This is a genomic window from Sphingobium sp. KKT206, from assembly GCF_055640555.1.
In genome coordinates, this window is record NZ_CM145764.1 from 1928842 (window position 1) to 1944083 (window position 15242).

At 61.5% G+C, this 15242-nt stretch carries 15 protein-coding genes and 1 pseudogene; 7 read left to right on the forward strand and 9 right to left on the reverse strand.

The annotated features are described in order from the left end of the window. Positions 1–38: 38 nt before the first annotated feature. Positions 39–437, forward strand: a complete 399-nt coding sequence (locus ACZ2HM_RS09110) for an NADH:ubiquinone oxidoreductase subunit NDUFA12 (RefSeq protein ID WP_037476915.1) — start codon at positions 39–41, stop codon at positions 435–437. A 167-nt stretch (positions 438–604) separates the two neighbouring features. After that, positions 605–841 (forward strand): annotated as a pseudogene (locus ACZ2HM_RS09115) (DUF2155 domain-containing protein); the annotation flags it as partial. A gap of 35 nt (positions 842–876) precedes the next feature. Here ACZ2HM_RS09115 and aat read toward each other — a convergent pair. After that, positions 877–1626, reverse strand: a complete 750-nt coding sequence (gene aat / locus ACZ2HM_RS09120; protein ID WP_037476919.1) for a leucyl/phenylalanyl-tRNA--protein transferase — start codon at positions 1624–1626, stop codon at positions 877–879. Between the two features lie 105 nt (positions 1627–1731). On the opposite strand from aat, the gene ACZ2HM_RS09125 reads away from it, so the two are divergent. Next, positions 1732–2949 carry a dipeptidase gene (locus tag ACZ2HM_RS09125; protein ID WP_037476921.1) on the forward strand — a complete coding sequence of 406 codons (1218 nt, stop codon included), beginning with the start codon at positions 1732–1734 and terminating at the stop codon, positions 2947–2949. Between the two features lie 155 nt (positions 2950–3104). Here the strand turns inward: ACZ2HM_RS09125 and ACZ2HM_RS09130 are convergent, their stop codons facing one another. From ACZ2HM_RS09130 to ACZ2HM_RS09145, 4 genes are all read right to left on the reverse strand, one after another. Further along, positions 3105–3524, reverse strand: a complete 420-nt coding sequence (locus ACZ2HM_RS09130) for an AbrB/MazE/SpoVT family DNA-binding domain-containing protein (protein ID WP_237748916.1) — start codon at positions 3522–3524, stop codon at positions 3105–3107. A gap of 203 nt (positions 3525–3727) precedes the next feature. Further along, positions 3728–5410 carry an AMP-binding protein gene (locus ACZ2HM_RS09135; RefSeq protein WP_037476923.1) on the reverse strand — a complete coding sequence of 561 codons (1683 nt, stop codon included), beginning with the start codon at positions 5408–5410 and terminating at the stop codon, positions 3728–3730. Between the two features lie 74 nt (positions 5411–5484). Next, the gene (locus tag ACZ2HM_RS09140) at positions 5485–5841 is read right to left on the reverse strand and encodes a hypothetical protein (RefSeq protein ID WP_470425083.1); all 357 of its coding nucleotides are present in this window, start codon (positions 5839–5841) and stop codon (positions 5485–5487) included. Beyond that, positions 5723–7792, reverse strand: a complete 2070-nt coding sequence (locus tag ACZ2HM_RS09145; RefSeq protein WP_470425084.1) for a TonB-dependent receptor — start codon at positions 7790–7792, stop codon at positions 5723–5725. Before ACZ2HM_RS09145 ends, ACZ2HM_RS09140 begins: the two co-directional genes overlap by 119 nt. A 314-nt stretch (positions 7793–8106) precedes the next feature. Here ACZ2HM_RS09145 and ACZ2HM_RS09150 point away from each other — a divergent pair, with 314 nt between their 5' ends. Continuing rightward, a complete protein-coding gene (locus ACZ2HM_RS09150) occupies positions 8107–9012 on the forward strand; it encodes a helix-turn-helix domain-containing protein (RefSeq protein ID WP_037476927.1) in 906 nt (301 codons plus the stop codon). Positions 9013–9022: 10 nt separating this feature from the next. Here the strand turns inward: ACZ2HM_RS09150 and ACZ2HM_RS09155 are convergent, their stop codons facing one another. From ACZ2HM_RS09155 to oxdA, 3 genes are read right to left on the reverse strand one after another with little or no spacing between them, the layout of a single operon-like run. Further along, complete coding sequence (locus tag ACZ2HM_RS09155) at positions 9023–9259, reverse strand: hypothetical protein (RefSeq protein ID WP_037476929.1); 237 nt, start codon at positions 9257–9259, stop codon at positions 9023–9025. Continuing rightward, positions 9259–10773, reverse strand: a complete 1515-nt coding sequence (locus tag ACZ2HM_RS09160) for an amidase (protein WP_069066142.1) — start codon at positions 10771–10773, stop codon at positions 9259–9261. The genes ACZ2HM_RS09155 and ACZ2HM_RS09160 overlap by 1 nt, the downstream gene beginning before the upstream one ends. 13 nt (positions 10774–10786) lie before the next feature. Further along, a complete protein-coding gene (gene oxdA / locus ACZ2HM_RS09165; RefSeq protein ID WP_037480141.1) occupies positions 10787–11857 on the reverse strand; it encodes an aliphatic aldoxime dehydratase in 1071 nt (356 codons plus the stop codon). Positions 11858–12176: 319 nt separating this feature from the next. Between oxdA and nthA the strand changes: the two genes are divergently transcribed. Genes nthA through ACZ2HM_RS09180 form a run of 3 tightly spaced genes read left to right on the forward strand, consistent with a single transcriptional unit; the run spans position 12177 to position 14650 of the window. Continuing rightward, entirely contained in the window at positions 12177–12800 is a 624-nt protein-coding gene (gene nthA / locus ACZ2HM_RS09170) for a nitrile hydratase subunit alpha (protein ID WP_037480142.1), read from the forward strand. 30 nt (positions 12801–12830) lie between these two features. After that, positions 12831–13463, forward strand: coding sequence for a nitrile hydratase subunit beta (nthB, locus tag ACZ2HM_RS09175; RefSeq protein ID WP_037480144.1), 633 nt, complete (start codon positions 12831–12833; stop codon positions 13461–13463). 11 nt (positions 13464–13474) lie between these two features. Then, a complete protein-coding gene (locus ACZ2HM_RS09180) occupies positions 13475–14650 on the forward strand; it encodes a GTP-binding protein (RefSeq protein WP_470425085.1) in 1176 nt (391 codons plus the stop codon). A 187-nt stretch (positions 14651–14837) separates the two neighbouring features. On the opposite strand, the gene ACZ2HM_RS09185 is transcribed toward ACZ2HM_RS09180, so the two are convergent. Then, the gene (locus ACZ2HM_RS09185; protein ID WP_171899254.1) at positions 14838–14999 is read right to left on the reverse strand and encodes a hypothetical protein; all 162 of its coding nucleotides are present in this window, start codon (positions 14997–14999) and stop codon (positions 14838–14840) included. Between the last annotated feature and the right edge of the window lie 243 nt (positions 15000–15242).

A 15242-nucleotide genomic window follows, 5' to 3' on the forward strand; every position in this document is an offset into this window, starting at 1 on the left:
TTGCCAACGCCCCGCTCCAGCGGCTAAGCGCTTGAGCCATGGGAATCCTCGGCAAGATCTTCACCTGGTGGGATGGCGCGACCATCGGCACTTCGCTCTTCACCGCTCGCAAGGGCAGCAAAGTGGGCGAGGATCATCAGGGCAATGTCTATTATCAGGGCGGCGTCGATGGGAATGGCCTGACGCGGCGCTGGGTCATCTATAATGGCGCCAACGACGCCAGCCGGGTGCCAGCCGAATGGCATGGCTGGCTGCACCATTCGATCGAGGGTGCGCCGGAAAGTTTCCTGCCGCCGCCGCGCATCTGGGAACGCGAATATACCCCCAACGCCACTGGTACGGTGAATGCCTATCGCCCGTCCGGCGCGATGGAAAAGGGTGGCCTGCGCCAGAAGGCGACCGGCGATTATGAAGCGTGGAGCCCCGACGCATCATGATCGGGCGTGCGGCGGGCGTTGCCCCGTCGATCCTGATCGGCGCGTCGCTGCTCGCGCTTGCCGCCTGTAGCGATGGCGAGGTGCCGGTGGCCAACCAGACCGGGCCGGTCAAGGTTCAGGGCACCGCGATCCGCTCCGCCGACAAGGACAGCCTGCCCGGCACGCCCATGGCCGAGCGCACTGCCGTCGTCGGCCTGCTCAACAAGCGCAACGGGCTGACCCGCGACCTGACGCTCAAGCCCGGCGAAGCGGTGCGGGTGGGGGACGCGATCGTGCGCCTGCAGGCCTGCGAAACCAGCGCGCCGTGGGAAAATGTGCAGGACACCGGCGCGTTCGTGCAACTCGACGTGCGCAGCAGCGCCGATGGCAAATGGCGGCGCAATTTTTCCGGCTGGCTGTTCCGCGACCGGCCCGACCGCAATGTCGTGCAACACCCAATCTATGACATCTGGGTCAGAAGCTGCACGATGGCATGGCCCGAAAGTGGCCCCGACACGGTGACGTTGGGCGCGAAGGGTGAACCGGCATCGGCGCGCCCGGCGAGCGGCGCGAATGCCAGTTCGGCGGCAGCCCCGGAACCTGAACCCAGCGCCCCGGCCCCTGCGCCCAGCGCCGCGTCCCCCACGGCCGCGCCCAGCAACTGAAGATAGTCGCGCTGGCTGATTTCGACCGCGCCCATCGAATGGAGATGGTCGGTCATGAACTGACAGTCGAGCAGGGTGAAACCGCCAAAGCGTAGCCGCGCCACCAGCCAGGCGAGCGCGACCTTCGACGCATCGGTGCGCCGCGATACCATAGATTCGCCGAAGAAGGCGCGGCCCAGCGCGACGCCATAGAGGCCGCCGACCAGTTGCTCTCCCTCCCACACTTCGACCGAATGGGCGTAGCCGATGGCATGGAGGTGGCGATAGGCGCTCTCAATCTCGCGGTTGATCCAGGTCGATGGCCGATCCGGCGCAGCCTGCGCGCAGAGCGCCAGCAGGTCGGGGAAAGCGCGATTGGCGGTGACGCGGAACGGATCGCGGCGGAGTGTCTTGGCGAGCGAGCGGGACAGATGGAAGCCGTCGAGCGGCAATATGGCGCGTTGCTTGGGTTCGACCCAATAGACTTCGGCGGCATCGCGGTCGTCCGCCATGGGAAAGACGCCGATCGAATAGGCCTGGAGCAATATCGCGGGATCGATCATCATTGCCCGTCTTATGGCGCATATTCGGCACCGAGCGAAAGCGCTTTGGGCGGCGCGGGCGATTTTTAGCCATTGACGTGGGGGGATGCCACCATAGGCTCCAGCGCCATGATCCTGTTTCGCCTGATGGCCCTGTCGCTGCTGCTCGCCCCGCTGCCGCTCAACGCCGCGCCCGATCCTCATTCGGCACGCATCGCCCGTATCTTGAAGGCCACGCCGCTGATCGACGGGCATAATGACTGGCCCGAAGCGCTGGCGGAAAAGGCCAAGGACGCACGCTGGACGATGGACCTGACCCGGCTCGACCCGGCGACCTATCATACCGATCTCGATCGGCTGCGTGCGGGTGGGGTCGGCGGGCAGTTCTGGTCGGTCTGGGTGTCGGCAGACCTGCCGCAGGTGCAACAGGTCAAGGATACGCTCGACCAGATCGGCATGGTCCATAGCCTGGCCGCGCGCTATCCCCGGCATATCACCTTGGTCCGCACGGCAGCGGAGCTGCGCGCGGCGCACAAGGCGGGGCGGATCGGGTCGCTGATCGGGGTCGAGGGTGGCGGCCAGATCGACGGCAGCCTCGCGGTGCTGCGCGCCTATCGCCAGCTTGGCGCGGCCTATCTCACCCTGACGCATAGCCGCACCATCGCCTGGGCCGACAGCGCCACCGACAATCCGCAGCATGACGGCCTGACCCCGTTCGGCGAAGATGTGGTGCGCGAACTCAATCGGCTGGGCATGTTGGTGGACCTGAGCCACGTCAGCGAAGCGACGATGCTGGATGCGCTGCGCATGACGAAGGCACCGGTCATCTTCTCCCACTCCAACGCCCGCGCGCTGTGCGACACGCCGCGCAACGTGTCGGACACGGTGCTACGGCAGGTCGCGGCCAATGGCGGGGTGGTGATGGTCAATTTCGCCGCCCAATATGTCTCCGAAGCGCGGCGCATCTGGGGCGCCGATCGCAGCGCGGAAATCACCCGCAACAACGCCCCACCCTTTGGCGGCCTGCATATCGGCGACCCCAAGGGCGCGGCGCAGGCACTGGCCGACTGGGAACAGGCGCATCCCGAACCCGTCACCACGATCGCGCAGGTCGCCGACCATATCGATCATATCGTCAAGGTGGCAGGGATCGACCATGTCGGGATCGGTAGCGATTTCGACGGCGTGGGTGCGTTGCCGCAGGGGTTGGGCGGCGTCGAGACGTACCCAGCTTTGCTGTCCGAACTGATGCGGCGCGGCTGGAACGATGGAGACATCGCGAAGCTGGCGGGCGAAAATGTCCTGCGCGTGATGGCGGCGGCGGAGAAGGTTGCGGTGGGGAAGTAGATGCTGCCTAGGGCCAGGACAGCGCTTGGCGGATCGTGGCTGACGACCACCTCAAAAACATATCCCTTGATCCGCATTGTCACCAGGCAACAGAGCATCATACCGCGATAGCGCGCGGGCGAGAGGACGAGTGCGGAACGGTGCCCAGGCCGACATCACCAGACTTCCTTGCCGATCGGAGCACCGAAATCGACATCATCGGGAAAAGTGTCGGCCGTCATTGCGGATAGCAATTCATCGAAATCATAGACTGGCGCCCGGATCGGCTCGATCACCACGCGTCCACCTTCTTCCCGCACATCCACCGCCTGATCGACGTGCAAAGCAGCAGCAGCCATGACCGATGCGGGAATCCACACCGAGGCGCTGTTGCCCCATTTCTCGAAAATTGCCCAAGGCTGACTGTCGTTGGTCGCTATACGGGCGCGAATATGCTGGCGGACGATGTGCCGACCCATAGCCTCTGCGACGCAGGTCAGCGCTGCTCTTACATCCATGTCAGGCGGTTCGGTGACAACGTCATTGTCGTTCGCGACACCGATGCGATGGTCTGTGGCCTTGCTGCTGGCGTTCATCGCATTGGCACAAACCTGACCTTGCCTTCCACCTTCTGGAGACCTTCGAGCGCTATGGTCATCCGGCGGCTGCTATCAGCAGATTTCTAATCGAAGAAAAGCCGTACCAACAAACGACCGGTTCCGGCCGTTCAGCGATCAAATTTTCTTCCCAATGAGCAGACCGTTTCCTTTCCTTGTCGGCAAGATGTAAATTTGCACGGTCATACGGTTCCTATCATTGCCTCATCACGCTCAGCCATCATGACCTCGCGCATGGCGAATTTCTGAATTTTGCCGGTGACCGTCATCGGAAATTCTTGGACGAACCGAATGTGTTCGGGAATTTTATAATGAGCGATCTGGCCGCGGCAATGACCGCGTATTTCCGCTTCGGTAAGGTGCGCATTGCCCGTTCGTATCCATGCGCAGACGGTTTCGCCCAGTCGCTCGTCGGGGATGCCGAATATCTGGGCTTCCTGCACATCCGGGTGGCGGTGAAGGAATTCCTCAATCTCGCGCGGATAGATATTTTCGCCGCCGCGGATGATCATGTCTTTGGCGCGACCGGTGATGCGCACATAGCCATCCTCATCCATCGTCGCCAGATCGCCCGAATGAATCCAGCCGCGCGCATCGATTGCCTCGGCGGTCCGGTCAGCATCCTCCCAATAGCCGTTCATCAGGCTGTAGCCGCGGAACAATATTTCTCCCTGCATGCCTCGCGGCACCACCCGTCCGCGGCCATCGACGATCTTGGCCTCGACAAAATCATGGACTTGGCCGACCGTTTCGACCCGCCGTTCCAGGCTGTCGCCCGGCATGGTCTGGAAACTCAGCGGGCTGACCTCCGTCATGCCATAGCCGATCGTGATATCGCGCATGTGCATCTGCACGATCACCCGCTCCATCACGTCCACCGGGCAAGGCGCGCCAGCCATAATCCCCGTGCGCAGGCTGGACAGGTCGAATGTCGCGAAGGCGGGATGGTCGAGTTCGGCGATGAACATCGTCGGCACGCCATGCAGACCGGTACAGCGCTCGTCCGCGACGGTTTCCAGCACCACGGCGGCATCGAAGGCTTCACCCGGAAAGACCATGCAGGCGCCATGGGTGATGCAGGCCAGCACACCCAGCACCATGCCGAAACAATGATAGAGCGGCACCGGGATGCAGAGCCGGTCCTGTTCCGACAAGAGCATTCGGCGACCAGAATAGAAGCCGTTATTGAGGATATTATGGTGGCTGAGCGTCGCCCCCTTGGGCGATCCGGTTGTGCCGCTGGTGAACTGGATGTTGATCGGGTCTTCAGGCTGGAGGCGGTTGGCCAACGCATCGAGCGCCGCGTCGCTATCCGGGGTAACAAAGGCCGCGACGGCATCGAACGGTAAAGCCCCCGCCATCTGGCCCTCCCCGATGGTGATGAGCCATTCCAGCTCCGGCAGGCGGGCGGCGCGTAGCGCGCCGGGCGAGGCTTGCGCCGCTTCGGGCGCCAATTCGGCGATCATGGCGCAATAGTCGCTGGCCTTGAACTGCCGCGCAAATATCAACGCGCGACAGCCGACTTTGTTGAGGCAATAATCCAGCTCGGCGATGCGATAGGCAGGATTGATGTTGACAAGGATCAGGCCCGCCTTGGCCGTGGCCAACTGGGTGACGACCCATTCCAGGTTATTGGGCGACCAGATGCCGACACGGTCGCCTGGTTCCAGACCCATTGCCAGCAGTCCGCTGGCGAAGGCGTATACCTTCGCCGCCAGGGCCGTATAGGTCAGCCGCACGTCCTGATCACGCACGACGATCGCCTCGCGATCGCCATGTCGCTGCGCGATGTCGGTAAAGGCTGCACCAATCGTCTGATACAGCAGCGGGTGATCGCTGCATCCCGACACATAACTGGCCGTCATTTTATCCTGTCCTGCTACTATTGTCATTGTAGTATCGCACCGACGAGAATGGTCTCGTCGGTGCGACGGTTAGATCAGAAGCGACGGCGGAACGTGACGCCATAGGTACGCGGGGCGCTGTAATTGCCCTGGACGAAGCCAGCCGCGGCATTGGCATCACCGCTAAAGATGACCTGCTTGTCGCTCAGATTCTTGCCCCAGAGCAGCAGATCCCAATTTCCATCGTCATTTTCATAGGCGATCTGCCCATTGAAGATGCTGTACCCTTTCTGCGTCAGCCAGACCGAGTTGATGTCGTCATTGTAGATCTTGCTATTGTAAGACCAGTCGCCGCGCAGGCTGACATCGCCCGAAAGCGCCGGAGCAGGGATGCGATAGTCGAACCCGGCACTGGCCGACCATGCGGGCGAGTTGGACAGGGTGTTGCTCATCCGCACCTGAAATTCCGGCCGGACGAGCGAGGAGAGCGGCAGCAGCTTGGTAATGGGTGGCGAGATGCGCCAGCGAGGCATTGAGCGTCAGCCGATCGGTCGGCTTGGCCGCCAGCTCTGCCTCAAACCCCTTGATCCGCGCATCGCCGCCATTTTGCGTGCCCGGCGCGAAATCCTCGATCACGGTGATCTGGATGTCCTGATATTTGGTGGTGAAGGCGGCAAGGTTTAGCCGCACCTTGCGATCCAGCATCTCCAGCTTGGTGCCGATTTCGAAGGTGGCAAGCTTTTCTGGCGTGAAGCCCAGAACATCGGGCCGGGGCGCGACGGTGCGGGCATTGAAGCCGCCGCCCTTGTAGCCGCGCGAATAGGAGCCATAGAATAGTACGTCGCGGGAGAGTTTATAGTCGATGCTAAAGCGTGGCGACACGTTGGAAAATGTGTTGGTGACACGGCCATAGGGCACAGTGCGGACCCCGGCAAAGGCGCCCCCTGCCGCCGGGTCATAGATGAAGTCCGGCAACAGCGATTTCTTGTCATGAGTATAGCGGACGCCGGCAGTGATCTTGATAGCGTCCGATAGTTTGAAGGATGCCTGGCCGAAAGCGGCGTAACTGCTATTGTCGGCATCGGATTTCAGGATGATCGTGCCGATCGAGGGCGGCAGCGCGCAGCGATAGTCATCAACGGCGCTTTCCTTGAAATAATAGGCACCACCGATATATTCCACGCGATCCGAGAAGGCCGACCCGACCAGTTGCCCTTCCTGCGAGAATTGCTTCTGCTGGAAATTGCTGAAGCAATCGACAACCTGGAGCGGACTGTTGTCGGCATCGCGGTTGAAGCTGCCGCTGACCTTGCGAAAGGCTGTGATCGACTTGAAGGTCAGATCGTCCGTCAGTTTCCATTCTGCGGTTCCGGCAAAGCCGGTAACGTTGAGATTAGTGCCGTTCGGGCCCGTCTGGTAAGTGCCGCGCTTGTTGCCCGGCGCGACCACCCAGCGATCGTCATAAAGGACGCCGGTGCCATAGCCGGGGACGTCGATGACCGCCGCATCATTGGCATTATAGGCCGCCGTCAGCGTGCCATCGAGCGGCACAGCCAAAGCGGCCGAGGGCACGGTAGCTTCCCTTATGCGCGAGACATCGGCGGTCAGATAGAGGTTGAAGGCGTCTGATGGCGCATATTCTATCGCAAGGCGACCCGATCCGCGATTGACGTCGCCGGGCGTGCGCTGGCTGCGGTTATTATGGGCAGGCGCGGGATAGTTGGCCGCCAGCAAATGCGACCAGCCATCGGCGCGCTTATAGCCAAAGGTAAGCTTGGTGCGCAGGACGTCGGAGATCGGCGTATCGATCGATCCGCGCATTTCCATGCGGTCATAATTGCCATAGGTCGCCTCCAGCGAGCCTTCCGGGGTCGAGGACGGGCGCTTGGTGGTCACGCTGATCGCGCCCCCAATCGTGTTGCGGCCGAACAGCGTACCTTGTGGCCCGCGCAACACTTCGATCCGCTCCACATCCAGCACGTCCAACACGCCGCCGACCGAGCTGGAAACATAGACCCCGTCGATATAGGTGCCGACGCCTGGATCGTCCGTGACCTGATAGCCCGACTTGCCGACGCCGCGAATGAACACGATCGCGGCCGACGATGCTCCACTAAGCGGCGCGGTGGAATCGAATTGCAAGTTGGGGGTGAAGGCGGCGATGCCGGAAATATCCTCGACATTCTTGTTGGCAAGAGCCTGCGCGTTAAAGGCGGTCACCGCGATCGGCGTGTCTTGCAGATTTTCGGTACGCTTCTGAGCGGTGACGACGATTTCATCCAGGCCGCCGGACTGCTGAGGCGCAGCATCCGCACCTGTGATTTGCGCTAAGGCGGGTTGAATAATTGTCGATGCCGCCAGGGCGATCAGCGAAATTGACAGATTTGCATTTTTATAACGCAATTTATCTTCCCCTATTTGATTAGATGATCGCGGTCCGACACAATCCGAGCGCGAGATGTTCTCACCCGCCGCAACGTTAATCGCGGCACCCTGCGAATATTTTCTATTATGTTCTTTTGTTTGGCGCAGGATCTGGAAATGAATTCGCACTTTCGTGCGATCATTTGCCTTTCCCGCGATCTGTGGAATGGCGCACTCTTGCGGCAAGATATTGCCCGCTCTTGCGCACTCTTTGCCATTTCGTGCTCGATTGTGACGGCCCACTTGTGCCGCCGCTCACTCTGAGTCTTAATCGAGCCATGGGGTAGCAAGACATGCAGTTGAACAGTCATGGCGACAGAAAATATATTACCGGGCGGCGGCTTTCGGATGTCGCTGAATGGTCCGGACTGCGCCTTGAACTTTGGCAGCATGATGCCGGGCAGCTAGCCGACCTTGGCCTGGAATGTACCGAGATCGGCATCCTCCTGTCCGGACAGCTCAGCGTCCGGCGGACCGGCGATGGCCAGACGCAGGAGGCGTTCGCCCGTCCGGGGACATCCTGGATCTGTCCGTCAGGTACTTATGAAAGCGATATTCGCCTCTCCGCGCCGATGGACGAGTGCCTGCACATCTTCCTGCCGCCCACTTTGCTGGAGCGTGCAGCGCTGGAAGCGTATGAGATCGATCCGGACAAGGCGCGCCTCGGCTATGCGGGCGGCATGAACGACACGCTGCTGGTGCAGATCGGCACGGCTTTCCGTTCGCTATTGGAACGTGGACCGGCCCCTACCGATCGTCTGCTCGTCGATGGGATGCGCACGACGCTCGCGGCACATCTGGTCAGCCAATATTCCGCCGATCACTGGCGCGCGCCGGATATGCAGGCCGCGCGCACGCTCGATCCAGTTCGGCTGAAACGGGTGGTGGACCTAATCGAACACAAGCTCGACGCCGAACTGTCGCTGGAGGAACTGGCCGCGCAGGCGTGCCTCAGCCCGTTCCACTTCACCCGCCTGTTCCGACGGGCGACCGGGCTGACGCCGCATCGCTATGTGATGGAGCGGCGCATCCAGGTGGCGCAGGAACGGCTTGCACTGGGGCGGCTGACGCTGGTGGAGATTGCATTGGAAACGGGTTTCGGGTCGCAGGCGAATTTCAACCGCGTGTTCCGCAAGGCGACTGGCATGTCGCCCGGCCAGTATCGCAAGCTGCATTGCGTCGCGCTATGCGCAACCTGAAACGGATCGCTCAATTGGCGATACCGCCATCATCCGGCAATTGGCCAATGCGCCGCAGTAACCGCGTGGCCACCGATGCGCGGATCGGCTGTCCGCGCCTGATCTTGACCCATGTGTTGACGCTGATCCCCAACTTTTCCATCAGATAGTCTGGCTTCTGGCTTTCGAGCTTTGCCGCTAGCCTATCCGCGATGCTTGGGTCGATATGCGCCATGCGCTGCGGTGTCGCGGGCTGCCCGCCCGACATCACAGCGCTTCCCAATCCACCGCCTGCTCATAGGCAGCTGCAGCCTGATAGATGATGCTTTCGCCATGATCGCGCGCCACCAGCATCAGACCCACGGGCAGCCCGTCGACCGTGCCGCACGGTAGCGACAAAGCCGGATTGCCGGTAACGTCATAGGCGGCTGTATTGCCGATCATCTCCAGCGCGCGGGCGACGATCTCGGTCACGGGCGCATCGGCGGCTGGCAGTTTCGACGCGACGATCGGCAGCGTTGGCATCAACAGCAAATCATAGGCACCGAAAAGCCTTTCGTAGCTGCGCTTTACCCGCAAGCGGATATTCTGCGCTTTGGCATGGTAGCGCCCGCCAAAGGCGCGCCTGCCATATTCGCCCACCATCATGCATAATTTGAGCGACGCAGACAGGGCATCGGCCTGATCGCGCCAATTCCGATGCCGGTCGATCAGCGCGACATCCTGCAAGCCGATGCTGTTATGACCGCCGCCGTTGCCGAACATCATCTGCGCCAATAGCCCCTCGCAGCCGATCGGTGTCCACAGCGCGGTCGCCAACTCATGGTCGGGGACTGACAGGGGCGTGACAGTGGCGCCGAGCGCCTCGAACTGGCGCGCCGCATCCCGGACCTTTTCTGCAACTTGCGGCATCATGTTGGACAGCGCGAAGCCTTCTTCCACTAAGCCGATCCGCAGCCCCTGCACCCCGCGATCCAGCGCAGCCGAATAGGCCTGCGCCTGTGCGCCGCGCTGGCGCGAGTCCATACCGTCGGGACCAGCGATGACTTCGAGCATCAGGGCATTGTCGCGCACAGTGCGGGTGATCGGGCCGCAATGGTCCACCGTCGCCTCGATCGGCATAAGGCCGGTATAGGGCACCAGCCCATGGGTCGGTTTCATCCCCACGACGCCGCAGAAAGAGGCGGGGATGCGCACCGACCCACCCTGATCCGTGCCCAGCGCCATGTCCACTTCGCCTGCCGCGACCAGGGCGGCGCTGCCCGACGACGATCCACCAGCTGAATAGCCCAATCGGCGCGGATTATGGACAGGTGCCGGATCTGACGTATGGCTCCCCCCCGACAGGCAGAACTGCTCGCATGTCGCCTTGCCCAGGATCGAGCCCCCGGCATCCAGTACACGAGTCACGACCGTCGCGTCGAAACTGGGCACGAAGCCCTCCAATGTCGCCGATCCGTTCATCATCGGTACGCCAGCGACGTTGATATTATCCTTGATCGCGACAGTCCTGCCATGCAGCTTGCCGGTCGAGGCGCCCTGCACCATGGCCTTCCAATACCAAGCGTTGCCGCATGTTTCCTCCCCTTCGGGGCGATAGCCCGGCGCGCGCGGATAGCGCAGCGGCGGCACCTCGTCGGGAAGATCGTCGATCATCTGATAATCGGCAAGGAAGCCGTCCATCAGGACCCGATAGTCCTGCACCTGATCGGGCGGCAGAGTCATGTGCAGGCTGGCGGCGATGTCGGCCAGTTCGGCGGTCGACGGCGTGCGGATGGTCATGGATGATCCCCGATCAGTTGGCGTCGGCGCCGATGCGGGCGTCGCGCATCAGGCCGCTATTGGGATGGCAATTGATATATTCATAATATTGGTCAGCAGCGTCGACCACCAGCACCTCATGATAGAGCCTGAGCTTCTCAAGCGAAGTGGCGACCCGGAAGAAGGTGACGAAGATGCGCAAATGCGTCGGATGAGATTCCGCCCAGCGCTCCAGTAGGTCGAGCGACCGCCAGTGGCCCAGGTCGAAACTCTGGTCGATCGGTCGCCCGTCCAGGTCGATATGCCGGACATAGCGGTTCGAATAGCAGCCGACACTGGCACCCTGATCGCGCAGGAAATCCATGCCCGCGCGTAGCGTCGGCTCGATCTCCTCCAGATACAGGACGCGCTCTTCCGCTCCGGCCTCCTCCCAATCCTGTCCTGACCGGATCAGGCAGAGATTGTCATGCCCGCCGATGATGACCCGGCCCCGTGCCTGCGGGTCGCCGGCAGCAACGGTCAGGTCGCCCTTCGCCGCCAGCCAGTCGGTCTGCGAAGCGGCCATCCGGTCACGCATCGACCCCCAATAGCCATGTTCCTCAATCTGGTCGCTGACGCGATCCATGACCGCGCCGACGCCGGGCAGCGCATCACGAAAGGCATAGAGCGTCTCGAACTGATCGACGCGTGGGGCCAGTATCTCGCGAAAATAGCCTAGCCCGTCGGACAGGCGCGCATCCGCCTGCCACCAGTCCCGCACCGGCGCGGCATCCTGCCAGCGCGCGAACGCGGCGGGATCGCCCCAGTAGGCGATGGCCATGCGATTGTCATAGCCATCGGTGTCGGCATAATCGACCAGGTCGAAATGACCCGGACCGTCCGTCGCCTGAAACATCGCGACGATGTGCCGCAGCGCATCCAGCGAAGCGGCGTTGGCGAGACCATCGCCACTTTTCGACTGCACGCCGAAATGCGCCATCACGACCTGCTTGAGCGACGGATCGGCACGCGCCACCCACATGGGGAAAGGCGGAACATAGTCGGCCGCGACCCGGCGCGAGAGGCTACGCGGGCATTTGAGGTGGGTATCGATTGCGGATTCCATGTCGCCGATGGTCCTTTCCGGGCGCGAACTTAGCCCTCCATGAGCCGGTCGATAGGCTCGCGGAAAGGCATGGACCGATCATATCGGGCGGCAGCGCGAGATATTGCCAAGGCTTGCGAAGTCATTGGCATATCTTGCTATTCATTCCGTTGGCCTAGGTTCCCGCAAGATGTGTCAACAGCTCCGCAGGATCGGGCAATACGTGCCTGGTCGAGGCATCCAATCTCTTGGCGATATCGGCGCAAGCCCGGCGACCTCGCCCGAACTGAGGTCCGCTTGCGGTCGTATCGACCTGATCTCATCGAGAGAGGAAAAGGGAATGTCTGTCGGGGTAGAAGAGATGCATGACAACCGACCCGGCCTGCCGTTGCAGGCGTCGGCCGAAGAGCGCGCCCGCGCGCTCTATCAGGTTTTGAAGGACAAGGGCGTTGCAGCGGACGGCTTTGTCGAAGGATGGCAAAAGGTGTTCGAGGAGGATTTCTCCCCCCGGCGCGGCGCAGAATTGGTCGCCCGCGCCTGGACCGACCCGGATTTTCGGGATTTGCTGCTCAGCGATGGCACAGCAGCTGTAGGGCAATATGGCTATCTGGGGCCGCAGGGCGAATATATCGTCGCGCTGGATGACAGCGCCAGCGTCAAGCATGTCGTAACCTGCACGCTATGTTCCTGCACCGCCTGGCCGATCCTTGGCCTGCCACCGACATGGTATAAGAGCTTTGAATATCGGGCGCGCATCTGCCGCGAACCGCGCAAGGTGCTGGCCGAAATGGGCACCGACATCCCCGCCGAGGTCGCCATCAAGGTTTATGATACGACCGCCGAAACGCGGTACATGGTCCTGCCCGTCCGTCCCGAAGGGACCGGGGGCTGGAGCGCGGAGCAGCTCGCCCAGATCGTCACCAAGGACTGCCTGATCGGCGTCGCCTTGCCCAAGGCAGGCTGAACCCAAGACTTCAAGCAAAGGACAGACATAATGGACGGTATCCATGATCTCGCCGGGATGCAGGGCTTCGGGAGGGTCGATCATATCGCCGATGCGGACGTCGGCGGCCCGTTTCACCATGACTGGGAGGCGATCGGCTATGGCGGCATTTTCCTGGGTGTGGAAAAGGGCATTTTCAGCATCGATGAAGTGCGTCACGCGGTCGAGCGGCTGGAGCCGCTCTATTATCTGATGACTCCCTATTATGAACGCTATGTCGTCGGCGTAGCCTCCCTACTGGTCGAAAAAGGCGTGTTGACGCAGGATGAACTGGTCGCCGCGACCGGCAAGCCCTTCCCGCTGGCCCGGCCTGCCTTGTCGCAAGGTCGTGCCCCGCGCCAGGATCGCTCTCTCTTTGCGGTCGGCGATCGCGTCCGGGTACGCGACGATCATTTTGCCGGACATGTCCGCTATCCCGCTTATTGTCGGGGCAAGGTGGGGACCGTCACGCACCGCACCAGCGCACAATGGCCGTTCCCCGACGCGATCGGCCATGGGCGCAACGACTGCGGATCGGAACCAACGCTCCATGTCGAATTTGCAGGGGCTGACCTATGGGGCGACGATACCGACGCCTCCGCCGTGGTGGTCGATCTGTTCGAAACCTATCTCGAACCCGCCTGAGCCATAGGGCCATGGATGACACCCGCCTCCCGGTCACCGTCCTCTCCGGCTTTTTGGGCGCGGGGAAAAGCACCTTGCTCAGTCATATCCTGAAAAACCGTCAGGGCCGACGGGTCGCCATCATCGTCAATGACATGAGCGAGATCAATATCGACGCCGCTGACATGATGCGTGATGTCGCCCTCAGCAGGTCGGAGGAACGGCTGGTCGAAATGACCAATGGTTGCATCTGCTGCACTCTGCGGGAGGATTTGCTGGAACAGATCAGCCTACTCGCAGCAGAGCAGCGGTTCGATTATCTGCTGATCGAATCGTCAGGTATTTCCGAACCCCGGCCGGTCGCGGAAACTTTCACCTTTATCGACCCTGCGGGAAGAACGCTGGCCGATGTCGCGCGACTGGATACAATGGTGACGGTCGTGGACGCTCGTCACTTCCTGCGCGACTTTCGCGCTGGCGAGTGGCTGGAGGCAGGTTTGCCGGGCGATCGCGACCTCTCACAATTGCTGATCGACCAGATCGAGTTTGCCGACATGATCCTTGTCAGCAAGGTGGATCTGGTATCCGCGGACGCGATCGACGAATTGCTAGCGATCCTGCGCCGCCTCAATCCTGTGGCTACCATCAGGTATATGCAGATGGGCAAGGTTCCGCTCGACTGGATTCTCGACACCCGCCTTTTCTCCCTGGAACGGGCGGAAAGCGCGCCGGGGTGGTTGCGGGAACTGCGGGGCGACCATGTACCGGAGACGGAAGAATATGGCATAGCATCCTGCGTCTATCGCGCCCGCGCGCCCTTCCATCCAGGACGCTGGAATGACTTTCTCGCACAACCCTGGAGCAATGGCCGCCTGTTGCGGGCCAAGGGCCATTTCTGGAATGCCGCCCGCTTCGCCGAAATCGGAAGTATCTCCCAAGCCGGAACCCTGATCCACCAAGGCTATATAGGGCGATGGTGGAATTTTATCCCCCAGGTCAACTGGCCCTTAGATGAGGATCGGCGCAGTGCGATCCTGCAGCAATGGGAGGAACCGGTCGGCGATTGTCGGCAGGAACTCGTCTTCATTGGCCAGCATATCGATCGCGAGACGCTATTTAGGCGACTGGACGCTTGCCTTTTGACGGTAGCGGAGATTGCTCTTGGTCCAGATCGCTGGAAAGATTTTGGCGCCGTTGCCGATGATTGAGAAGAAAGAAGGCTCTTAGCGACCTTGATGCGATGTTCAGGATTCGATTGTAATACCCGATGTCCGGACGTTCCGCCTTCCTATTCTGGACACCCAGGACTGGGCTGATTGCAGAATGACTGGTTCCAGATGATATGAACGTGAAGCGGACCATCATTCAGCTGGACTTGTAACCTATTTGCGCCGGTCACCCATCCCATTGAGCCGCCTTGACTTCGAAGGCGAGCAGGCTGATGCCACCGGGATATGAATGTCGACGGCGGGTGATGTAGAGCCCGTTGATCTTCATCAGCCGCCCGTCCCGCCATTGGCCAACATCGAGCCCCACCTCCTTTAGCTCCATCGTCACGCAAGGACGCCCCCTTCGACGACCTGCAAGGCGGGCGCTCAGGATAAACTGCGGTACCACGGCTCAGCCTGTATTGTTCCCGAATATGGGCCAGCACTTTGGCTGAGCCATCCTTCGGAGCCGCTTGCTGATCAGGCGAGAGCGCCAGGAACGATCGCCACGTTCACTCACATCCATGACACGGCAGGGCAGTTCAACGGGCCTCTGGGGCCGACAGCCATGCACAAATGCGAAATTCACGAC